This is a genomic window from Zoogloea sp. (assembly GCF_023150065.1).
Taxonomy (GTDB): domain Bacteria; phylum Pseudomonadota; class Gammaproteobacteria; order Burkholderiales; family Rhodocyclaceae; genus Zoogloea.
This window is the reverse complement of the sequence record NZ_JAKLLN010000016.1, coordinates 51,188-69,500: the sequence shown is the minus strand read 5'-3', so window position 1 is coordinate 69,500 and position 18,313 is coordinate 51,188. Positions and strand designations below refer to the sequence as shown.

Below are 18,313 nucleotides of genomic sequence, written 5' to 3'. Positions count from 1 at the left end.
CGGCGGCTCACCGGTCGTTCAGACCGCCAGTTTTTCCAGCAGGTCGGACTCGATCTTGAGGACCTGAGCGTCCTGGGAAAGCCCGGGGCCGCTGATCAGGAAGGTGTCTTCCACGCGCTCGCCGAGGGTGGCGATCTTGGCGGTGTGCAGGTTGATGCCATAGGCAACCAGGGTTTCCGCCACCCCGAAGAGCAGGCCCGGGCGGTCTGCGGCGGTCACTGACATGATGTGGTGCTGGCCGCGTTCGTCGGGGCGGATGCTGATCTCCGGTGTGATCGGAAAGTGTTTGACCTCCCTGGAGAGGCGTCCGCTGGAGGGGCGGTCGATGGGGGCATGGGTGGCCAGCCGCTCGGTGAGATCGTGCTCGAGGAGCGTGATCAGATCCCGGTAATGCACCTCCTGGCCCGGATCGAGCAGCACGAAGCTGTCCAGTGCGTAGCCGTGGCGGGTGGTGTGGATCTTGGCGTCGGCGATGGAGAAGCCCAGCCGGCTGAAGAAGCCGCACAGGCGCATGAAGAGATCGCCCTGATCCTTCATGTAAACCATCACCTGCAGGCCTTCGCCCACGTGGCTGAGGCGCGCCTTGATCACCGGCTCGTCGGTCTCCACCCGGTAGTACAACATGCGGGCGTGCCACGCGATCTCCTCCGGGTCGTGGCGCAGGAAGTATACCGTATCCAGCTGATCCCACAGGGTGTCTTCGGTGCCCGGGCGCAGGCCGTAGTAGCGCAGCAGATTGCGCGCGTCGTCCTGGCGGATCGGCGTGCCCAGCGCCTGCTGGGGGGTGGCGCCGCGGAGCAGGCGCTGGGCGGCAAAGAAGAGGTCTTCCAGCAGCTTGCCCTTCCAGCCGTTCCAGACCTTGGGGCTGGTGCCGCGGATGTCGGCGTGGGTGAGGATGTACAGGGCGTTGAGGCGGCGCTCGTTCTGGACCAGATCGGCAAAGCGACGGATCACGTCAAGGTCGGACAGATCCTGCTTCTGGGCCACGTTGGACATGGACAGATGGTGCTGGACCAACCATTCCACCAGCAGGGTGTCGTTCTCTTCGATGCCGTGGGATTCGCAGAAATCCCGTGCGTCCTTCATGCCCAGTTTCGAGTGGTCACCGCCGCGACCCTTGGCAATGTCGTGGAAGAGGGCGGCGATGTAGATCAGCCAGGGCTTCTCGAAGCCGGTGCTCAGGCGGGTGAGCAGGGGGTATTCGTGGGCGTGCTCTGCCACCATGAAGCGGCGCACGTTGCGCAGGACCTGCAGAATGTGCTGATCCACCGTGTAAACATGGAAGAGATCGTGCTGCATCTGGCCGACGATGCGTCGCCAGGCCGGCAGGTAGAAGCTCAGGATGCCGTACTGGTTCATGCGCCGCATCTCGTGCACCACGCCGCGCTTCTGCTGCAGCAGGCGGAGGAAGAGGGCGCGATTGGCCGGATTCTGCCGAAACTCCGCGTTGATCAGTTTGCGCCCGCGCCACAGGGCCCGTAGCGTGCGGGCGGTCATGCCCTTCAGCTCGGAGCGTTGCTCCAGGAGCAGGAAGCATTCGAGCAGGGCACTGGGGTGGCGGTCGAAGACGCCTTCGTCGCGCACGTCGAGGAGCTCGCGCACGCACTGGAAGCGCTCGTTGATGTTGATCGCCGCCGGGTAGCGGTTGGGGAAGAACTCGACACCGAAGTTGAGTAGCAGGATGGTGTTGAGCTGGGTGACCTTCTTGGCGGTCCGGTAATACTCCTGCATGAACACTTCGGAGGCGCGACGGGCCTCGGTGGCGTCGAAGCCAAAGCGCCGGGCGAGTTTCTCCTGGTGGTCGAACAGCAGACGGTCCTCGCGGCGTCCGGTGAGGTGGTGCAGGCGTATGCGTACATGCTGCAGGAAGCGTTCGAGCTCACGCAGCTCGGTGGCTTCCTCGTCGGTGATCAGGCCGTGCCGGGCCAGGTCGCGCCAGTGGGTGCCGATGCCCGCCGAGCGGCTGATCCAGCCGATGATCTGGAGATCCCGCAGCCCGCCGGGGCTCTCCTTGCAGTTGGGCTCGAGGGAGTAGGGGGTCTCGTTGTGGCGGGTGTAGCGCTGCTCCTGCTCCAGCCGCTTCGCCTTGAAGAACTGCCCTGCGTTGAGGATGCCGCGCAGGCTGGTGTCGAAGCGTTCGTAAAGCTGCACGTTGCCGTGGATACGGCGTGCCTCCAGCAGGTTGGTCATCACCGTCACGTCGAGGGCGGCCTCCTCGAGGCAGGCTTCGATGGTGCGCACGCTGTGTCCGATATCGAGGCCGATATCCCAGATCAGCCCGATCATCTGGGTCAAGCGTTCCTCCAGGTCGGCGTCAGGCTCATCTTCGAGCAGGAACAGCAGGTCCACGTCCGAGCACGGGAAGAGTTCCTCGCGACCATAGCCGCCGACAGCCACCAGCGTGGCGGAGGCGGGGAGCCCGAAATCCTTCCACAGGTCGATGAGCACTTCATCCACCAGGTGGGAGCGGCCTTTCAGGATCGGGTCGGTCAGCGGGCGCGCCTCGTAGGCGGCACGCAGGGCTTCTCCGCCTGCCTTCAGGCGGCTCTTGTAGCGGGTGATGAGTTCGCGGGCGGTGTCGGGCGGCAGGATGGGCGCGGAATCAGACATCTTCGAGGGGCGGGCGGTCTCAGGGCAGGAGGTTGGCAACGATGTCCGGGCGCGCCGGGGACGCCGCCGACAGGGTCAGCACTTCAACGCCGGTCTCGGTGACAAGGATCATGTGTTCCCACTGGGCGGACAGGCTGCGGTCGCGGGTGACGATGGTCCAGCCGTCGGGCAGTTCGGAGATCGCGGCCTTGCCGGCGTTGATCATCGGTTCGATGGTGAAGATCATGCCCGGCTTGAGTTCGATGCCGGTACCCGGCTTGCCGTAGTGCAGGACCTGCGGATCCTCGTGGAAGTTGGCACCGATGCCGTGGCCGCAAAATTCGCGCACAACCGAGAAACCGCTGCCTTCGGCATGTTTCTGGATGGCATGGCCGATGTCGCCGAGGTGGGCGCCGGGTCGCACCTGGGCAATACCGAGCCACAGGCACTCGTAGGTGATCTGGCACAGGCGCCGGGCGAGGATGCTGCAGTTGTTGTCGCCGCCGACCAGGAACATCCGGCTGGTGTCGCCGTGGTAGCCGTCCTTGATCACCGTGATGTCCAGGTTGACGATGTCCCCCTTCTTGAGGGCCTTGTCGCTCGGGACGCCGTGGCAGACCTGATGGTTGATCGACGTGCAGATCGACTTGGGATAAGGCTTGTAGCCCGGGGGGCAGTAGTTGAGGGGGGCCGGGATGCAGCCCTGAACCTCCACCATATAGTCATGACAGAGCTTGTCCAGCTCGGCGGTGGTGACCCCCGGTTTGACGAAGGGGGTGATGTAGTCCAGCACTTCGGAGCCCAGGCGGCCCGCGATGCGCATCTTTTCGATTTCTTCCGGCGTTTTTATGGTGACGCTCATGAGACTCTGATCTTCTATGGGGTATTGAGCGCACTAGGCTAGCGCATGCAGCGCATACGGGCAATGCGGCAGGAGCGCGAGGCGGAGAGCCGGCCTTGAGGGAAGTAACGGGTTGCTGCTACAATCGGCGGCTTGTCTGGCATGTGCCCGGCAAAATTCACACGTCCGGCCCATTGAGGTCCGGTGGGCTGTCTGAAAGGATGGCCCGCGGCAAGGCGTGGTTCCGCATGGGCGGGCCAGGCAGGCTGGGCGGCGGTCAAACCTCTGTATTGGAGTGCAAAATGTCTGTCACCATGCGTCAAATGCTCGAAGCGGGCGTCCACTTTGGTCACCAAACCCGTTTCTGGAACCCGAAGATGGCTCCCTTCATCTTCGGTCAGCGCAACAAGATCCATATCGTCAACCTCGAGAAGACCCTCGTCAAGTACAACGAGGCCATGGATTTCGTGCGCAAGCTGGCTGCTAACCGCGGCACCATCCTCCTCGTCGGCACCAAGCGCCAGGCTCGCGAAATCGTGGCTGAAGAAGCCCGTCGCGCCGGCATGCCCTACGTCGATGAGCGTTGGCTGGGCGGCATGCTCACCAACTTCAAGACCGTCAAGGTTTCCATCAAGCGCCTGAAGGAAATGGAAGCCATGGTGGAAGACGGCTCCATCGAGCGTCTGTCCAAGAAAGAAGCCCTGATGGCCTCCCGCGAGCTCGAGAAGCTGCAGAAGAGCCTCGGCGGCATCAAGGATCTGGGCGGCCTGCCGGATGCCCTGTTCGTGATCGACGTGGGCTACCACAAGATTGCCATCACCGAAGCCAACAAGCTGGGTATCCCGGTTGTGGCCGTCGTTGATACCAACCACACCCCCGAGGGCGTGGATTTCGTGATCCCGGGTAACGACGACTCCTCCCGCGCGATCCGCCTGTACGCCCGTGGTGTGGCTGATGCCGTGCTGGAAGGCAAGAACCAGGTCATCCAGGAAATCGTTGCTGCGGGCTCCGACGAGTTCGTGGAAGTGGAAGACAGCGCCGAAGAGCAGGCCTGAGCCTTACCCATCCGATCAAATAGACATATTTAGGAGCAAGCATGGCGGAAATTACCGCAAGCATGGTCAAGGAGCTGCGCGAGAAGACCGACGCACCCATGATGGAATGCAAGAAGGCCCTGTCTGAGGCTGCTGGTGACATGGCCAAGGCCGAAGAGATCCTGCGCGTCAAGCTGGGCAACAAGGCCTCCAAGGCCGCTGCCCGCGTGACCGCGGAAGGCATCGTTGGTGTGTACATCTCTGGCGACGCCAAGCTCGGTGCCATGGTTGAAGTCAACTGTGAAACCGACTTCGTGGCCAAGAACGACGACTTCCTGGCTCTGGTCAAGAATGTTGCCGAGCTGGTTGCCACCAAGAACCCGGCCGATGTCGAGGCTCTCTCCGCCCTGGAACTCAACGGTCAGACCGTTGAAGAAGTTCGCAAGGCCCTGATCGGCAAGATCGGCGAGAACATGTCCATCCGCCGCTTCGTGCGCGTGGAAGCCAAGGGCGCCGTGGCCAACTACATTCACGGTGGTTCCAAGATCGGCGTGCTGATCGACCTGGTTGGTGGCGACGAAGCCCTGGCCAAGGATCTGGCCATGCACATCGCTGCTTCCAAGCCCAAGTCCCTGGACGCCTCCGGCGTTCCGGCCGAGCTGCTGGATGTCGAGCGTCGCGTTGCCATCGAGAAGGCCCGTGAAGCCGGCAAGCCGGAAGCCATGCTCGAGAAGATCGCTGAAGGCACCGTGCAGAAGTTCCTCAAGGACGTGACCCTGCTGGATCAGGTCTTCGTCAAGGCAGAGGATGGCAAGCAGACCGTCAGCCAGCTGCTGAAGGCCAAGAACGCCTCCGTGGCCGGCTTCACCCTCTTCATCGTCGGTGAAGGCATCGAGAAGAAGGTGACCGACTTCGCCGCTGAAGTGGCCGCCCAGGCTGCTGCTGCAGCCCAGAAGTAAGAGGTTCGCACAACGATGAGTCAGCCCGCCTACAAACGCATTCTCCTCAAGCTCTCCGGCGAAGCCCTGATGGGTGACGACGCCTACGGTATCAACCGCGAGGTGGTCGCCGGAATCGTTACCGATGTGGTCGATGTGACCCGCATCGGTGTCGAGGTCGGGATTGTGATTGGCGGCGGGAACATCTTCCGTGGAATGGCGGGGGCTGCGTCCGGTATGGATCGCGCCACCGCCGACTACATGGGGATGCTGGCCACCGTGATGAACGCCATGGCCCTTGCGGATGCGTTCCGTGCCGCAGGGGTCAATGCGCGGGTCCAGTCGGCCCTGCGCATCGACCAGGTGGTCGAGCCTTATATCCGTGGCAAGGCGATCCGCTACCTCGAAGAGGGGCGTGTCGTCATTTTTGGTGCCGGCACCGGCAATCCCTTCTTCACCACCGATACCGCTGCAGCCCTGCGTGGCTCCGAGATCGGCGCGGACATCGTCCTGAAGGCGACCAAGGTGGATGGCATCTACACGGCTGATCCCAAGAAGGATCCGTCGGCAACCCGTTTCCACAAGATTTCCTTCGACGAGGCCATCTCGCGAAATCTGGCGGTCATGGATGCGACGGCCTTCGCGCTGTGCCGTGATCAGCGTCTTCCCATCAATGTATTCAGCCTTTTCAAGAGTGGGGCGCTGAAGCGGGTGGTGATGGGCGAGGACGAAGGCACGCTGGTTTACTGCTGAGGATGAAGCAATGATTCCCGAGCTCAAGAAGACTACCGAACACAAGATGCAGCGCTCCATCGAGGCCCTCAAGCAGGATCTCGCCAAGGTGCGGACCGGCCGTGCCCACGTGGGCATCCTCGATCACGTGATGGTCGATTACTACGGCAGCCCGGTGCCCATCAGTCAGGTTGCCAACATCACCCTGATCGATGCCCGCACCATCGGTGTCCAGCCGTGGGAAAAGCCCATGGTCGGCAAGGTCGAAAAGGCCATCCGTGACTCCGATCTGGGTTTGAACCCGGCCGCTCAGGGTGAGGTCATCCGTGTGCCGATGCCTGCCCTGACCGAAGAGCGCCGCAAGGAGCTGATCAAGGTGGTGAAGCACGAGGGTGAAGGTGCCAAGGTCGCTGTGCGCAATCTGCGCCGCGATGCCAATGGCGCCCTCAAGGACGCCCTCAAGGCCAAGACGATTTCCGAAGACGACGAGCGTCGTGCCCAGGATGATGTCCAGAAGCTGACTGACAAGGCGATTGTCGAGATCGACAAGCTTCTCGTCCAGAAAGAACAAGAGCTGATGCAGATCTGACCGTCAGGTCGGTTGCTGCTTTTCCGGTTTCTTTTCTTCCAGGCGGATACGATATGGTGCGATTGCCGTTTCTCAGCTCCACGCGGGGCGTACCCGAGGCTGCAGAGGTTCCGCGTCACATCGCGATCATCATGGACGGCAACGGGCGTTGGGCGCGCAAGCGGCTGATGCCCCGGGTGGCAGGCCATGCCAAGGGTGTCGATTCCCTGCGCGAAGTGATCCGCAGCTGCCTGGATCGCGGAGTCGAGTACCTTACGGTATTTGCATTCAGCTCCGAGAACTGGCGTCGTCCGAAAGACGAAGTGTCTTTCCTGATGCAGTTGTTCGTGAAGTCCCTGAAGGCCGAGATCGAGCGCATTCATCGCAACGAGATTCGCCTGCGCGTCGTCGGTGATCTGGCGCCATTTGATGATGTCCTCGTTTCCCTGATCCGTGAGGGTGAAGCCCTGACTGCCGACAACGGCAAGATGAACCTCACCATCTGTGCCAACTACGGCGGTCGCTGGGACATCATGCAGGCGGTGGAGAAGATGATCTCCACCTCCGGGAATGCGTCAGGAAGGCCCTATTCCGAGGAAGACCTCGCCCCGCATCTGGCACTCAGTTTCAGCCCCGAGCCCGATCTTTTCATCCGGACGGGCGGTGAGCAGCGCATCAGCAACTTCATGCTCTGGCAGCTTGCCTATTCCGAGTTGTACTTCACCGACAAGCTGTGGCCCGAGTTTGGTGAGGCTGCCCTGGACGAGGCGATCGCTTCTTACCAGGGGCGTGAGCGCCGCTTCGGACGAACCAGCGAACAGGTCGTCTCCGACAAGCCCGACACCGCGTCCGATCATGCTTAAGGCGCGGGTCATCACCGCGCTTGTCCTGCTCGCAGGTCTCCTCGCTGCACTGTTTCTCCTGCCCGCCGCGGGCTGGCTCCTGTTCGCATCCCTCATCTGTGGCATTGCAGCCTCGGAGTGGGCAACCATGCTTGGTTTCGGTGGTGTCGCCAGGCATCTCTATGCAGTGATCCTGGGGGCGCTGTGCTTGGCCGCCGGCGCGGTGGCCGGTTTGCACAGTGATGCGACGGTGGCGCCCTTCGGTCTCGCGCCGGTGTATGCGGTCAGCGCCCTGTTCTGGATCCTGTGCGTGCCATTCTGGCTACGGTCCCGCTGGCAGTTGCCGGGGCAGGGTGCGGCAGCGCTGGTGGGCCTGGTGCTGCTGTTGCCGCCCAGTCTGGCCATCGCCCATCTCCGCCTGCTCAGTCCATGGTTGTTGCTGGGCGTGATGGCCGCCGTGTGGGTCGCCGACATCGCCGCTTACTTCACCGGTCGCGCCTTTGGTCGTCGCAAGCTGGCCCCGTCCATCAGTCCCGGCAAGAGCTGGGAGGGCGCCTACGGGGCCGTGGTCGGGGTCGTGATCTTTGGTCTGATCTGTCTGAATTACCTGGGGCACGGCGTTACCGCGAGGGGCTATCTCCTTGCGGTGCCTGCGTTGATCGCGTTCACTGCAGTGAGCATCATCGGCGACCTGTTCGAGTCACTGATCAAGCGGCAGGCGGGGGTCAAGGACAGTGGCAGTCTGCTGCCGGGTCACGGCGGTGTGCTTGATCGTATCGACAGTCTTACGTCGACCCTGCCGATAGCCGGCCTGGTGACGCTCTGGATGGCGCTTTGAAGTCATGAACCAAGGCAGGAAACTCGTAACGGTGCTCGGTGCCACCGGTTCCATCGGCGTCAGCACGTTGGATGTGGTGGCACGTCATCCGGATCTTTTCGGTGTGTTTGCCCTCACTGCCCATCGGCAGGTGGACAAGCTCCTCGAGCAGTGTCTGGCCCACCGTCCCGCCTATGCGGTTCTCGACAGGACGGAGGATGCCGCTGCCCTCCAGTCCCGGCTCGATGCCGCAGGCTGCTGCACCGAGGTGCTGGCAGGGGCTGCGGCGCTGGCCGATGTGGCCTCGGCGCCGGAAGTGGACATGGTCATGGCGGCCATCGTCGGCGCCGCCGGGCTTGTGCCGGCCCTTGCGGCGGCCAGGGCCGGCAAGCGCATCCTGCTGGCGAACAAGGAAGCGCTGGTGATGTCCGGTGCGCTCTTCATGCAGGAGCTGGCCGCCGCAGGCGCCAGCCTGCTCCCCATCGACAGTGAACACAACGCCATCTTCCAGGCCCTTCCGGCCGGTTTCGAGCGTGGTCTCCATGGCAGTGGCGTCAATCGCATCCTGCTAACGGCCTCCGGCGGGCCTTTCCGCTGCAAGCCCTTGGAAGAGCTTGCGGCGGTGACACCCGAGATGGCCTGCGCCCATCCCAACTGGGTGATGGGGCGCAAGATCTCGGTCGATTCGGCCACCATGATGAACAAGGGCCTCGAGGTCATCGAGGCTTACTGGCTGTTCGGTTTGCCGGCAGCGAGCATCGAGGTGGTCATTCACCCCCAGAGCGTGATTCATTCGATGGTCTCGTATGCCGATGGGTCGGTGCTCGCCCAGCTCGGTAATCCCGACATGCGGACGCCCATTGCCCACGCCATGGCCTATCCGCAACGGGTGGATGCGGGGGTGCGTCCCCTGGACCTGTTCGAGATCGCCCGGCTGGATTTCGAGCGGCCTGACCTGCTGCGATTCCCCTGCCTGGCCCTGGCCTACCGGGCGCTGGAGGAGGGCGGCGTTGCACCGGCGGTGCTCAATGCCGCCAATGAGGTCGCGGTGGCCAGTTTCCTGGAAGGCGGATTGCGTTTCGACCGCATCGCCGGAGTCATCGCTGGCACGCTGGATGCGTTTGTGCCCCGTCGGGCGGACTCCCTCGAGGTTGTCTTCGAGGCGGACAGGCAGGCCCGGGAGATCGCGGGTGGCCTGGTGCGGGGGCTGGTCAGGTGAGTGGCATGGGTCTGCTCGATTACGTCCTGCCCTTTCTGCTTGCGCTCGGGATCCTGATCGTCGTTCACGAGTTCGGCCATTACAGCGTGGCGCGCCTGTGTGGTGTCAAGGTGTTGCGGTTTTCGCTGGGGTTCGGCAAACCGCTGCTGATGCGCCGCTTTGGCCCGGATCAGACGGAGTGGGTGCTGTCGGCCTTTCCGCTGGGGGGCTACGTCAAGATGCTGGACGAACGCGAGGCGCCGGTGCCGGCTCATGAGCAGCACCGGGCCTTCAACCGGCAGACAGTGTGGCGGCGGATCGCCATCGTCGCGGCCGGGCCGCTGGCCAATTTTGCCCTGGCCATCGCCTTGTACTGGGGCGTGTACGCCGGCGGCGTGGAAGAGTTGCGACCGCGTCTTGGCGCACCGGTCGCTGCGAGCCTGGCCGAGAAAGCAGGGTTTGCCGATGGCGATGTGGTGCGCAGTGTTGACGGCCGGCCTGTGCAGACCTGGCAGGAGTTTCGCTGGGAGCTGATCAATGACGCGCTGGACAAGCGAGTCGTTGTGGTCGAGACCATCAACGATGCCCGCGAGATTGCCTTCCGCAAGCTTGATCTCAGTGTGGCTACCATCGATCAGGACAAGCAGGACATTGCCACCCAGGTGGGGCTGACGCTGCAGCGTCCCAGTCTGCCTCCCGTGCTGGGCAAGCTCAGTCCCGGCGGGGCCGCTGAGGTCGCAGGCCTGCGTTCCGGGGATCGGGTCGTCCGTATCGGTGAGAAGGCCGTGACTGACTGGACCGAGCTGGTCATGGCGGTTCGCGAGGCGCCGGGCCAATCCCTGGAGATGGAGGTGCTCCGGGATGGCGTGTCCGTCGTGACCCGCATCGTCCCGGCGTCGGTCGAGGAGAACGGCCGTCCGATCGGGCGCATCGGCGTCGGCGTGGCTGACGCTGAGGGCAGGCGCGACATGATGTTCGTGACCGTCCGCTACGATGCCCTCGATGCGCTCGGCAAGGGGCTGCGTCAGACCTGGGACACCGCAGCGCTCAGTCTTTCGGTGATGGGGCGCATGATTGTTGGCGAGGTTTCTGTGAAGAACCTGAGCGGCCCGGTGACCATCGCCGACTTCGCCGGGCAGTCGGCGCGCATGGGTTTTTCCCATTACATCAAGTTCCTGGCGCTGATCAGCATCAGTCTCGGGGTCCTCAACCTGCTCCCGGTGCCGGTGCTTGATGGGGGGCACTTGCTGTATTATGTGATCGAGATCATCAAGGGCGGCCCGGTTTCCGAGCGGGTTATGGAAATCGGCCAGCAGATCGGCATGGCCCTGCTGGCAGCGCTAATGGCTTTCGCCTTCTACAACGACATCAACCGCCTTGTTGCTAGCTGAAATCGGATGAAATCCAAGCTTCTTCCCGGGGTGATCGCTGCGCTTTTCGCGGCCTCACCCGCATTGGCTTTTGAGCCATTCGTCGTCAAAGACATTCGTATCGAAGGTATCCAGCGCACCGAAGCCGGGACGGTATTCAGTTACCTGCCCGTGAAGGTCGGTGAGCAGTTTTCCGACGACAAGGCCTCCCAGGCGATCAAGGCGCTGTTTGCCACCGGTTTCTTCAAGGATGTCCGGATCGAGGTGGACAAGGACGTGATCGTCGTCGTCCTTGACGAGCGTCCGGCCATCTCCCAGGTCGATTTTGTCGGCATCAAGGAGTTCGACAAGGAAGCGCTGAAGAAGGGCCTCAAGGAAGTCGGCCTGGCCGAGTCGCGGATTTTCGACCGTGCCGTGCTCGAGCGCGCGGAGCAGGAACTCAAGCGCCAGTACCTTTCCAAGGGTCTCTACGGCGTACAGATCACCACCACCGTCACGCCCCTCGAGCGCAACCGGGTCGGCGTGAACTTCAACGTGGTCGAAGGCGAGGCGGCGCGCATCCGCCAGATCAGCATCATCGGCAACAAGGTGTTCAAGGAGAAGGAGCTGCTCGAGCTGTTTTCCCTGACCACGCCCGGCTGGATGACCTGGTACTCGAAGAGCGACCAGTATTCCAAGCAAAAGCTCTCCGGCGATATCGAGGCCCTGCGCTCCCATTACCTGAACAGGGGCTATCTCGACTTCAACATCGACTCCACCCAGGTGTCGATCACGCCGGACAAGAAGGACATCTACATCACCCTGAGCATCTCCGAGGGTGAGAAGTACACCGTTTCCGACGTCAAGCTGGCGGGCACCATGGTGGTCCCAGAGGCGGAGCTGCAGGCGCTCATCAAGCTCAAGGCAGGCGAGACTTTCGTCCGGGACAGCGTCACCGCCACCACCAAGGCCATCAGCGATCGTCTGGGCAACGCCGGCTATGCCTTTGCCAACGTCAATGCGGCCCCCGAAGTGGACAAGGCCAAGCGCGAGGTGGCGTTCACGTTCTACGTCGATCCGGGCCGTCGCGTCTATGTGCGCAAGATCAATTTCGCCGGCAACGTCCGCACCCGTGACGAGGTGATCCGTCGCGAGATGCGTCAGATGGAGGGGGCCTGGTATGACGGTGCGGCCCTCAACCGTTCCAAGGTCCGTCTCGACCGTCTCGGCTACTTCGACGAGGTGACCATCGAGACGCCGGCGGTCACCGGCTCCACCGACCAGGTCGACGCCAACTTCACTGTCAAGGAGCGCGCCACCGGCAACCTGATGCTCGGTGCAGGTTTTTCCAGCTCCGAGAAGGTCATCCTGTCGGCGTCGATCTCCCAGCAGAACCTGTTTGGTACCGGCAACGCCATGACCCTGCAGGTGAATACCGGCCGGATCAACAAGACGGTTGCCCTGTCCTTCACCAACCCCTACTGGACCATCGATGGCGTCAGCGTGGGTTGGGACATCTACCAGCGCAACGTTGATCCGACCTCCCTGTCGGTGGCCACCTACAAGAGTTCTTCCATTGGCGCAGGTGTGCGTTTTGGCTACCCGATTGCCGAGGACGACCGGATCAATTTCGGCCTGGCCATCGATCAGACCACCATCAAGGTCTACGACTCCAGCCCGGCGCCCTACGTGAACTTCGTGAACACCTTCGGTGATACCGCGCGAAGCCTGCTCGCCACGGCCGGATGGGCCCGGGATCGTCGGGACAGCTTCCTGTACCCGACTTCGGGTGTGTATCAGCGTGCATCGGTGGAGGTCGCCACGCCGGTTCTCGACATGCGTTACATCCGTGCCAACTACCAGCACCAGTACTGGATTCCCTTTGGTGGTGGCTACGCGCTGATGCTGAACGGTGACGTGGGTTATGCCCATGGCTACGATGGCAAGGAACTCCCGTTCTACAAGAATTTCTACGCCGGCGGCATCGGCTCCGTGCGGGGCTACGAACAGAGCACCCTCGGCCCCCGCTATACCGACAGCTCGGGCTATGTTCGCTCCCTGGGCGGCAATCGTCGTGTAGTCGGCAATGCGGAGTACTATTTCCCCATGCCCGGCTCCCAGAAGGACAAGTCCATGCGGCTGTCCCTGTTTGCCGATGCGGGCTACGTGTGGGCCGCGGACGACAAGGTCCGTGCTTCCGATTTGCGTTACAGTGCCGGGTTGGCGTTCTCCTGGAGTTCTCCCGTGGGCCCGCTCAAGTTCAGTCTTGGTCAGGCGCTCAAGAAGGAAGAAGGGGATCGTACGCAGAAGTTTCAGTTCCAGTTGGGTACGGTTTTCTGATCGCGACCGAACCGTATTGCAAGCAGATGGAGGTTTGAGTGAAGGGTATTGGCATTTCCACGCTGGCAGCAGTGCTGCTGGCCGCGTTTGCGCAGACGGCCGTTGCCGAGGTGAAGGTCGGCTTCGTCAATTCCGATCGGGTCATGAAGGAAGCGACGCCTGCCAAGAAGGCGCAGCAGAAGCTCGAGAAGGAATTCGAGAAGCGTGATCAGGATCTCCAGCGTATCGCCAAGCAGCTGCAAGGCATGCAGGAAGCGCTCGAGAAGAACACCATGACAATGGGTGAGGGCGAGCGCCGCAACAAGGAGCGCGAGTTCAACGATCTCAACCGCGAGTTCCAGCGCAAGCAGCGCGAGTTCCGTGAAGACCTGAACCAGCGCCGCAACGAGGAGCTGGCTGGCGTGCTCGAGCGTGCCAACAAGACGATCAAGCAGATCGCCGAGGCCGACAAGTACGACATCATCTTCCAGGAAGCCGTTTACGCCAGCCCGCGCATCGATATCACCGACAAGGTGATCAAGGCCCTGAGCGAAGCGAAGTAGGCGCCTGCCTCTATGGAAGTCTCTCTTGGTGCCCTCGTCGGCAGGCTCGGAGGCGAACTGCTGGGCGACCCTGATGTGGTGGTCAGGCAGATCGCCACACTGGAAAAGGCGGGGGAGGGGGATCTCGCCTTTCTTGCCAATCCCAAGTATCGCCAGGCCCTCGAAACCAGTCGGGCCACGGCCTTCATCCTGGCTCCGAAGGCCGTCGAACTGACTGACCGGCCGCGCATCGTCACGCCGGATCCGTATCTCTACTTCGCCCGCGCCGCCCAGTTCTTCAATCCGCCGCGGCGCGCTCCTGCGGGCATCCATCCGCGTGCTTCGGTCGCCTCGACGCTGCCAGCCTCCGTATCCGTCGGCGCCAATGCGGTGATCGGCGAAAACTGCGTGATCGGTGAAAACTGCGTGATCGGGCCTGGCTGCCTGATTGGCGACGGTGCACGCATCGGTGCCGACAGCCTTCTGCACCCCGGTGTCGTGGTGAATTTTGACTGTGTGGTGGGTGAGCGGGCCATCCTGCATTCGGGGGTGGTCATTGGTTCGGACGGCTTTGGCTTTGCCCGGGATGCGGACCGCCACTGGGTCAAGATTCCCCAGATCGGCAGGGTGCTGATTGGTGACGATGTGGAGATCGGAGCCAATACCACCGTTGACCGGGGTGCCCTCGGAGATACGGTGATCGGTAACGGCGTCAAGCTCGACAACCTGATCCAGATCGCCCACAACGTCAGCATCGGTGACGACAGCATCATGGCGGGGCATTCCGGCATCGCAGGGAGCACCCGTGTCGGGGCCCGGGTGATGGTGGGTGGGCAGGCCGGGATCGCCGGTCATCTGCATGTCTGCGACGACGTCGTGGTGTCGGCCGGGACCATCATTTCCAAGTCTGTGGACAAGCCCGGCGTGTATACCGCGATGCTGCCGCAGATGCCCCACACGGACTGGATTCGTAATTTTGCCCACCTGCGTCGCCTGGACGCGATGGCCGGACGGGTGCGCGAGCTCGAGAAGAAGCTCGCTGACATGGAAAAGAAATCATGAGCGAAATCATCGACATCAACGAAATCAAGCAGTACATCCCGCATCGTTATCCCTTCCTGCTGGTGGATCGGATCGTCGAGATCGAGCTCGGCAAGCGTGCCGTGGGCCTCAAGAACGTCACCATCAACGAGCCCTTCTTCCCCGGCCACTTTCCCCACAATCCGGTCATGCCCGGCGTCCTGATCATCGAGGCACTGGCCCAGGCCGCCGCCGTGCTGGCCTTCAAGACCGAGGGCACGATCCCGGACAAGGATGCGATGGTGTACTTTGCCTCGGTGGACAACGTGCGCTTCAAGCGCCCGGTGGTGCCTGGTGATCAGCTGATGCTCGAGGTCGAGATCGTTCGTACCATCCGCAATATCTGGAAGTTCAAGGGGGTTGCCCGTGTCGCCGGCGAGGTGGCAACCGAAGCCGAATTCATGTGCGCGATCAAGTGATGACGATCCACCCGACTGCCATTGTCCATCCGGGCGCGCGCCTTGCGGCAGACGTGCAGGTCGGGCCGTTTTCGGTCATCGGCGAACACGTCGAGATTGCCGGGGGCACGACGGTCGGCCCCCATGTGGTCATCGAGGGCCACACCCGGATCGGTCGCGACAATCGTATCTTCCAGTTCTGCTCCATCGGCTCCGAGCCCCAGGACAAGAAGTACGCCAATGAACCGACCCGGCTCGAGATCGGTGATCGCAACACCATTCGCGAGTTCTGCAGCTTCAGCACCGGCACCATCCAGGACGGCGGCCTGACCCGGGTCGGCAACGACAACTGGATCATGGCCTATGTGCACGTGGCCCATGACTGCATGGTGGGTAACAACACCATCTTTGCCAACAATGCCACCCTGGCCGGCCACGTGTCGGTGGGCGATTGGGCGATTCTCGGCGGCTTTACCGGTGTGCACCAGTTCGTGCGTGTGGGTGCGCACAGTTTCTGTGGTGTCGGCACCGTGCTGCTGCAGGACCTGCCGCCCTTCGTCACTGTTTCGGGCAACCCTGCCTCACCCCACGGGATCAACAGTGAGGGGCTCAAGCGGCGCGGTTTTTCCAGTGAAGGCATTGCTGCCATCAAGCGTGCCTACAAGACGCTCTACCGCAACGGCCTGACCCTCGACGAGGCGCGCAAGCAGATTGCGGCCGCAGCGGCCGATGTCCCGGAGCTTCAGCAGTTCTCCGACTTCATTGCCGACTCCGGTCGTGGCATCGTCCGTTAGTCCATGGCTCTGCGCATCGCCATGGTGGCGGGCGAGGCGTCCAGTGACCTCCTCGCCAGCCACCTGATCCGGGCGCTCAAGCGCCACCTGCCGGATGCCGAGTTCTTCGGCATCGGCGGCCCCAAGATGCAGGCCGAGGGCTTCAAGGCGCTCTGGCCGGCCGAGAAGCTGGCGGTCCACGGTTACGTGGACGCCCTCAAGAACTACCGGGAGCTGTCCGGCATCCGCCGCACGCTGCTCAAGCGGCTGCTGGCCGACCCACCGGCTGCCTTCATCGGTGTAGACGCGCCGGATTTTAGCCTGTGGCTTGAGAAGCGCCTGAAAGACCGGCAGATTCCGGCGATCCACTTCGTCGGCCCGTCCATCTGGGCCTGGCGCAAGGGGCGCCTCAAGGGCATCGCCCGCTCCGTCAGCCACATGCTGTGCCTGTTCCCCTTCGAGCCGCCTCTTTATCAGGCGGCCGGGGTACCGGTGAGCTATGTAGGGCATCCGCTGGCCGATGTCTTTCCGCTGGCGCCCGATCGGGCTGCGGCCCGGGAAATGCTGCAGATCCCCGATGGCGTCCCGGTGTTCGCTCTGCTGCCGGGCAGCCGCCAGTCCGAGGTGCGCAACCTCGCCGACACTTACATCGCCACCGCCGCCGCGCTCCACGAACGGCACCCCGAGGCCCGCTTCCTCGTTCCCCTGGCCACCCGGGAGACCCGCCTGTTGTTCGAGGAAGCCCTGCGCCGCCACGCCAACATCGAGTTGCCCATCCGCATCCTCTTCGGCCACGCCGTTGACGCGATGATCGCCGCCGACGCCGTGCTGGTGGCCAGTGGCACGGCGACCCTGGAGGCGGCCTTGCTCAAGCGCCCGATGGTGATCACCTACAAGATGGGCAAGTGGTCCTTCCGCCTGATGCGCCGGATGGCCTACCTGCCCTGGGTTGGTCTGCCCAATGTGCTGGCCGGGCGCGAGGTGGTGCCGGAGATCCTGCAGGATGCTGCCACGCCCCAGGCCCTTGCCGATGCCCTCAGTGCCTGGCTGACCGACAAGGAGAAGGTGGCCGAGCTGACCCGTACCTTCACCGAGATGCATCTGCAGTTGCGGCAGGACACCGCAGCCAAGGCCGCTGCTGCCATCCTCCCCTACCTGCAGGGGCGCGGGCGATGAAGACGCAGCCCGAAGGGGCGGTGTTTTTCCTCCGAGGATGTTGCGGAGCGTCCGGTGGGTAGTTCTTCAGGCCTTCTGTGCGGCGTCGATGAAGCCGGGCGCGGCCCCCTGTGCGGGCCGGTTGTCGCTGCGGCGGTCATCCTTGATCCGGCGAAGCCGATCGCCGGGCTGGCCGACTCCAAGAAGCTCTCCGAAAAGCGCCGGGAAGCGCTGGCCCTGGAGATCCGCGAGAAGGCCCTGGCCTGGTGCATTGCCGAGGCCAGCGTCGAGGAGATCGACCGCCTCAACATCCTGCACGCCTCCATGCTCGCCATGCAGCGGGCGGTGGCCGGGCTGCCGCAGGTGCCGGACCGGGTGGCGGTGGACGGTAACCGTTGCCCCCAGCTGCCGATGCCCTGCGAGGCCATCGTCAAGGGGGATGCGCTGGTGCCCGAGATCTCGGCCGCATCCATCCTGGCCAAGACCGCGCGGGATGCCCTGCTGGTGGCCTTGGACAAGCAGTATCCCCAGTATGGGCTGGCGGGCCACAAGGGCTACCCGACCCCGGCCCACCTTGCCGCGCTGAAGGCCCATGGCGTGTGCGAAATCTACCGGCGCAGCTTTGCGCCCGTGCATGCCATCGTGGCCAATCCTCCCCTATGGACTGACGAGGACTGTCTGTGAAGCTCCATCATTTTCTGCTGTTCGTCCATCTGGCCGGCGTCGTGACCTGGGTTGGCGGAATGGCCTTCGCTCACTTCTGCCTGCGTCCTGCAGCCCTCGCCTTGCCACCTGCCCAGAGGCTTGGCTTGTGGCGCGCGGTGCTGGGGCGTTTCTTCCCCGTGGTGTGGGTGAGCATTGCGGCGATCGTGGTGTCGGGCTTTGCGATGCTGCTTGAGGTGGGGTTTGCCCAGGCGCCCCGTGCATGGCACGTCATGGCGGCCATCGGCCTGCTGATGGCGGGTATCTTCGCCAGCATCTGGTTCGGCCCTTGGCGGGCCCTGCAGCAGGCGGTCGCCGCCGAAAGCTGGGCCCAGGGGGCGCAGGCGCTCAATCTGATCCGCCAGCGGGTCACGCTGAACCTGGCCCTGGGGGCATTCACCGTGGCCCTGGCCACCCTCGGCCTGGCCTATTGATC

General features: G+C 63.2%; 18 protein-coding genes. 16 read left to right on the top strand and 2 right to left on the bottom strand.

What is annotated here, in order from left to right; all coding sequences use genetic code 11:
- Positions 1-18 precede the first annotated feature (18 nt).
- Together L6Q67_RS16855 and map are read right to left on the bottom strand one after the other, a co-directional pair.
- The gene (locus L6Q67_RS16855) at positions 19-2,610 is read right to left on the bottom strand and encodes a [protein-PII] uridylyltransferase (protein WP_296571987.1); all 2,592 of its coding nucleotides are present in this window, start codon (positions 2,608-2,610) and stop codon (positions 19-21) included.
- A 19-nt stretch (positions 2,611-2,629) separates the two neighbouring features.
- Positions 2,630-3,451, bottom strand: a complete 822-nt coding sequence (map, locus tag L6Q67_RS16850; RefSeq protein ID WP_296571984.1) for a type I methionyl aminopeptidase — start codon at positions 3,449-3,451, stop codon at positions 2,630-2,632.
- A gap of 281 nt (positions 3,452-3,732) precedes the next feature.
- Here map and rpsB point away from each other — a divergent pair, with 281 nt between their 5' ends.
- Genes rpsB through L6Q67_RS16770 form a run of 16 tightly spaced genes read left to right on the top strand, consistent with a single transcriptional unit; the run spans position 3,733 to position 18,311 of the window.
- Positions 3,733-4,485, top strand: coding sequence for a 30S ribosomal protein S2 (rpsB, locus tag L6Q67_RS16845; RefSeq protein ID WP_296571982.1), 753 nt, complete (start codon positions 3,733-3,735; stop codon positions 4,483-4,485).
- A gap of 41 nt (positions 4,486-4,526) precedes the next feature.
- Complete coding sequence (gene tsf, locus L6Q67_RS16840) at positions 4,527-5,423, top strand: translation elongation factor Ts (RefSeq protein WP_296571979.1); 897 nt, start codon at positions 4,527-4,529, stop codon at positions 5,421-5,423.
- A gap of 15 nt (positions 5,424-5,438) precedes the next feature.
- On the top strand, positions 5,439-6,155 hold the full coding sequence (pyrH, locus tag L6Q67_RS16835; RefSeq protein ID WP_296571976.1) for a UMP kinase: 717 nt from the start codon (positions 5,439-5,441) through the stop codon (positions 6,153-6,155).
- A 10-nt stretch (positions 6,156-6,165) separates the two neighbouring features.
- Entirely contained in the window at positions 6,166-6,723 is a 558-nt protein-coding gene (frr, locus tag L6Q67_RS16830) for a ribosome recycling factor (protein ID WP_296571973.1), read from the top strand.
- Between the two features lie 53 nt (positions 6,724-6,776).
- Positions 6,777-7,565 (top strand): polyprenyl diphosphate synthase, encoded by a 789-nt coding sequence (gene uppS, locus L6Q67_RS16825; protein WP_296571970.1) that lies wholly within the window; start codon positions 6,777-6,779, stop codon positions 7,563-7,565.
- Entirely contained in the window at positions 7,558-8,382 is an 825-nt protein-coding gene (locus L6Q67_RS16820; protein WP_296571968.1) for a phosphatidate cytidylyltransferase, read from the top strand. Before uppS ends, L6Q67_RS16820 begins: the two co-directional genes overlap by 8 nt.
- Positions 8,383-8,386: 4 nt before the next feature.
- The gene (gene ispC, locus L6Q67_RS16815; protein ID WP_296571965.1) at positions 8,387-9,580 is read left to right on the top strand and encodes a 1-deoxy-D-xylulose-5-phosphate reductoisomerase; all 1,194 of its coding nucleotides are present in this window, start codon (positions 8,387-8,389) and stop codon (positions 9,578-9,580) included.
- A gap of 5 nt (positions 9,581-9,585) precedes the next feature.
- A complete protein-coding gene (gene rseP, locus L6Q67_RS16810; protein WP_296571963.1) occupies positions 9,586-10,950 on the top strand; it encodes an RIP metalloprotease RseP in 1,365 nt (454 codons plus the stop codon).
- 6 nt (positions 10,951-10,956) lie between these two features.
- Positions 10,957-13,248: an outer membrane protein assembly factor BamA gene (gene bamA / locus L6Q67_RS16805; protein WP_296571960.1), complete on the top strand. Its 2,292-nt coding sequence runs from the start codon at positions 10,957-10,959 to the stop codon at positions 13,246-13,248.
- A 47-nt stretch (positions 13,249-13,295) separates the two neighbouring features.
- Positions 13,296-13,790 carry an OmpH family outer membrane protein gene (locus L6Q67_RS16800; protein ID WP_296572139.1) on the top strand — a complete coding sequence of 165 codons (495 nt, stop codon included), beginning with the start codon at positions 13,296-13,298 and terminating at the stop codon, positions 13,788-13,790.
- Positions 13,791-13,802: 12 nt separating this feature from the next.
- Entirely contained in the window at positions 13,803-14,831 is a 1,029-nt protein-coding gene (lpxD, locus tag L6Q67_RS16795) for a UDP-3-O-(3-hydroxymyristoyl)glucosamine N-acyltransferase (protein ID WP_296571958.1), read from the top strand.
- A gap of 5 nt (positions 14,832-14,836) precedes the next feature.
- Complete coding sequence (fabZ, locus tag L6Q67_RS16790; RefSeq protein ID WP_367171650.1) at positions 14,837-15,268, top strand: 3-hydroxyacyl-ACP dehydratase FabZ; 432 nt, start codon at positions 14,837-14,839, stop codon at positions 15,266-15,268.
- A complete protein-coding gene (gene lpxA / locus L6Q67_RS16785; RefSeq protein ID WP_367171649.1) occupies positions 15,265-16,041 on the top strand; it encodes an acyl-ACP--UDP-N-acetylglucosamine O-acyltransferase in 777 nt (258 codons plus the stop codon). Before fabZ ends, lpxA begins: the two co-directional genes overlap by 4 nt.
- Positions 16,042-16,044: 3 nt before the next feature.
- Entirely contained in the window at positions 16,045-17,196 is a 1,152-nt protein-coding gene (gene lpxB, locus L6Q67_RS16780) for a lipid-A-disaccharide synthase (protein ID WP_296571952.1), read from the top strand.
- 54 nt (positions 17,197-17,250) lie between these two features.
- On the top strand, positions 17,251-17,859 hold the full coding sequence (rnhB, locus tag L6Q67_RS16775) for a ribonuclease HII (protein WP_296571949.1): 609 nt from the start codon (positions 17,251-17,253) through the stop codon (positions 17,857-17,859).
- Complete coding sequence (locus tag L6Q67_RS16770; RefSeq protein ID WP_296571946.1) at positions 17,856-18,311, top strand: CopD family protein; 456 nt, start codon at positions 17,856-17,858, stop codon at positions 18,309-18,311. Before rnhB ends, L6Q67_RS16770 begins: the two co-directional genes overlap by 4 nt.
- Positions 18,312-18,313 lie beyond the last annotated feature (2 nt).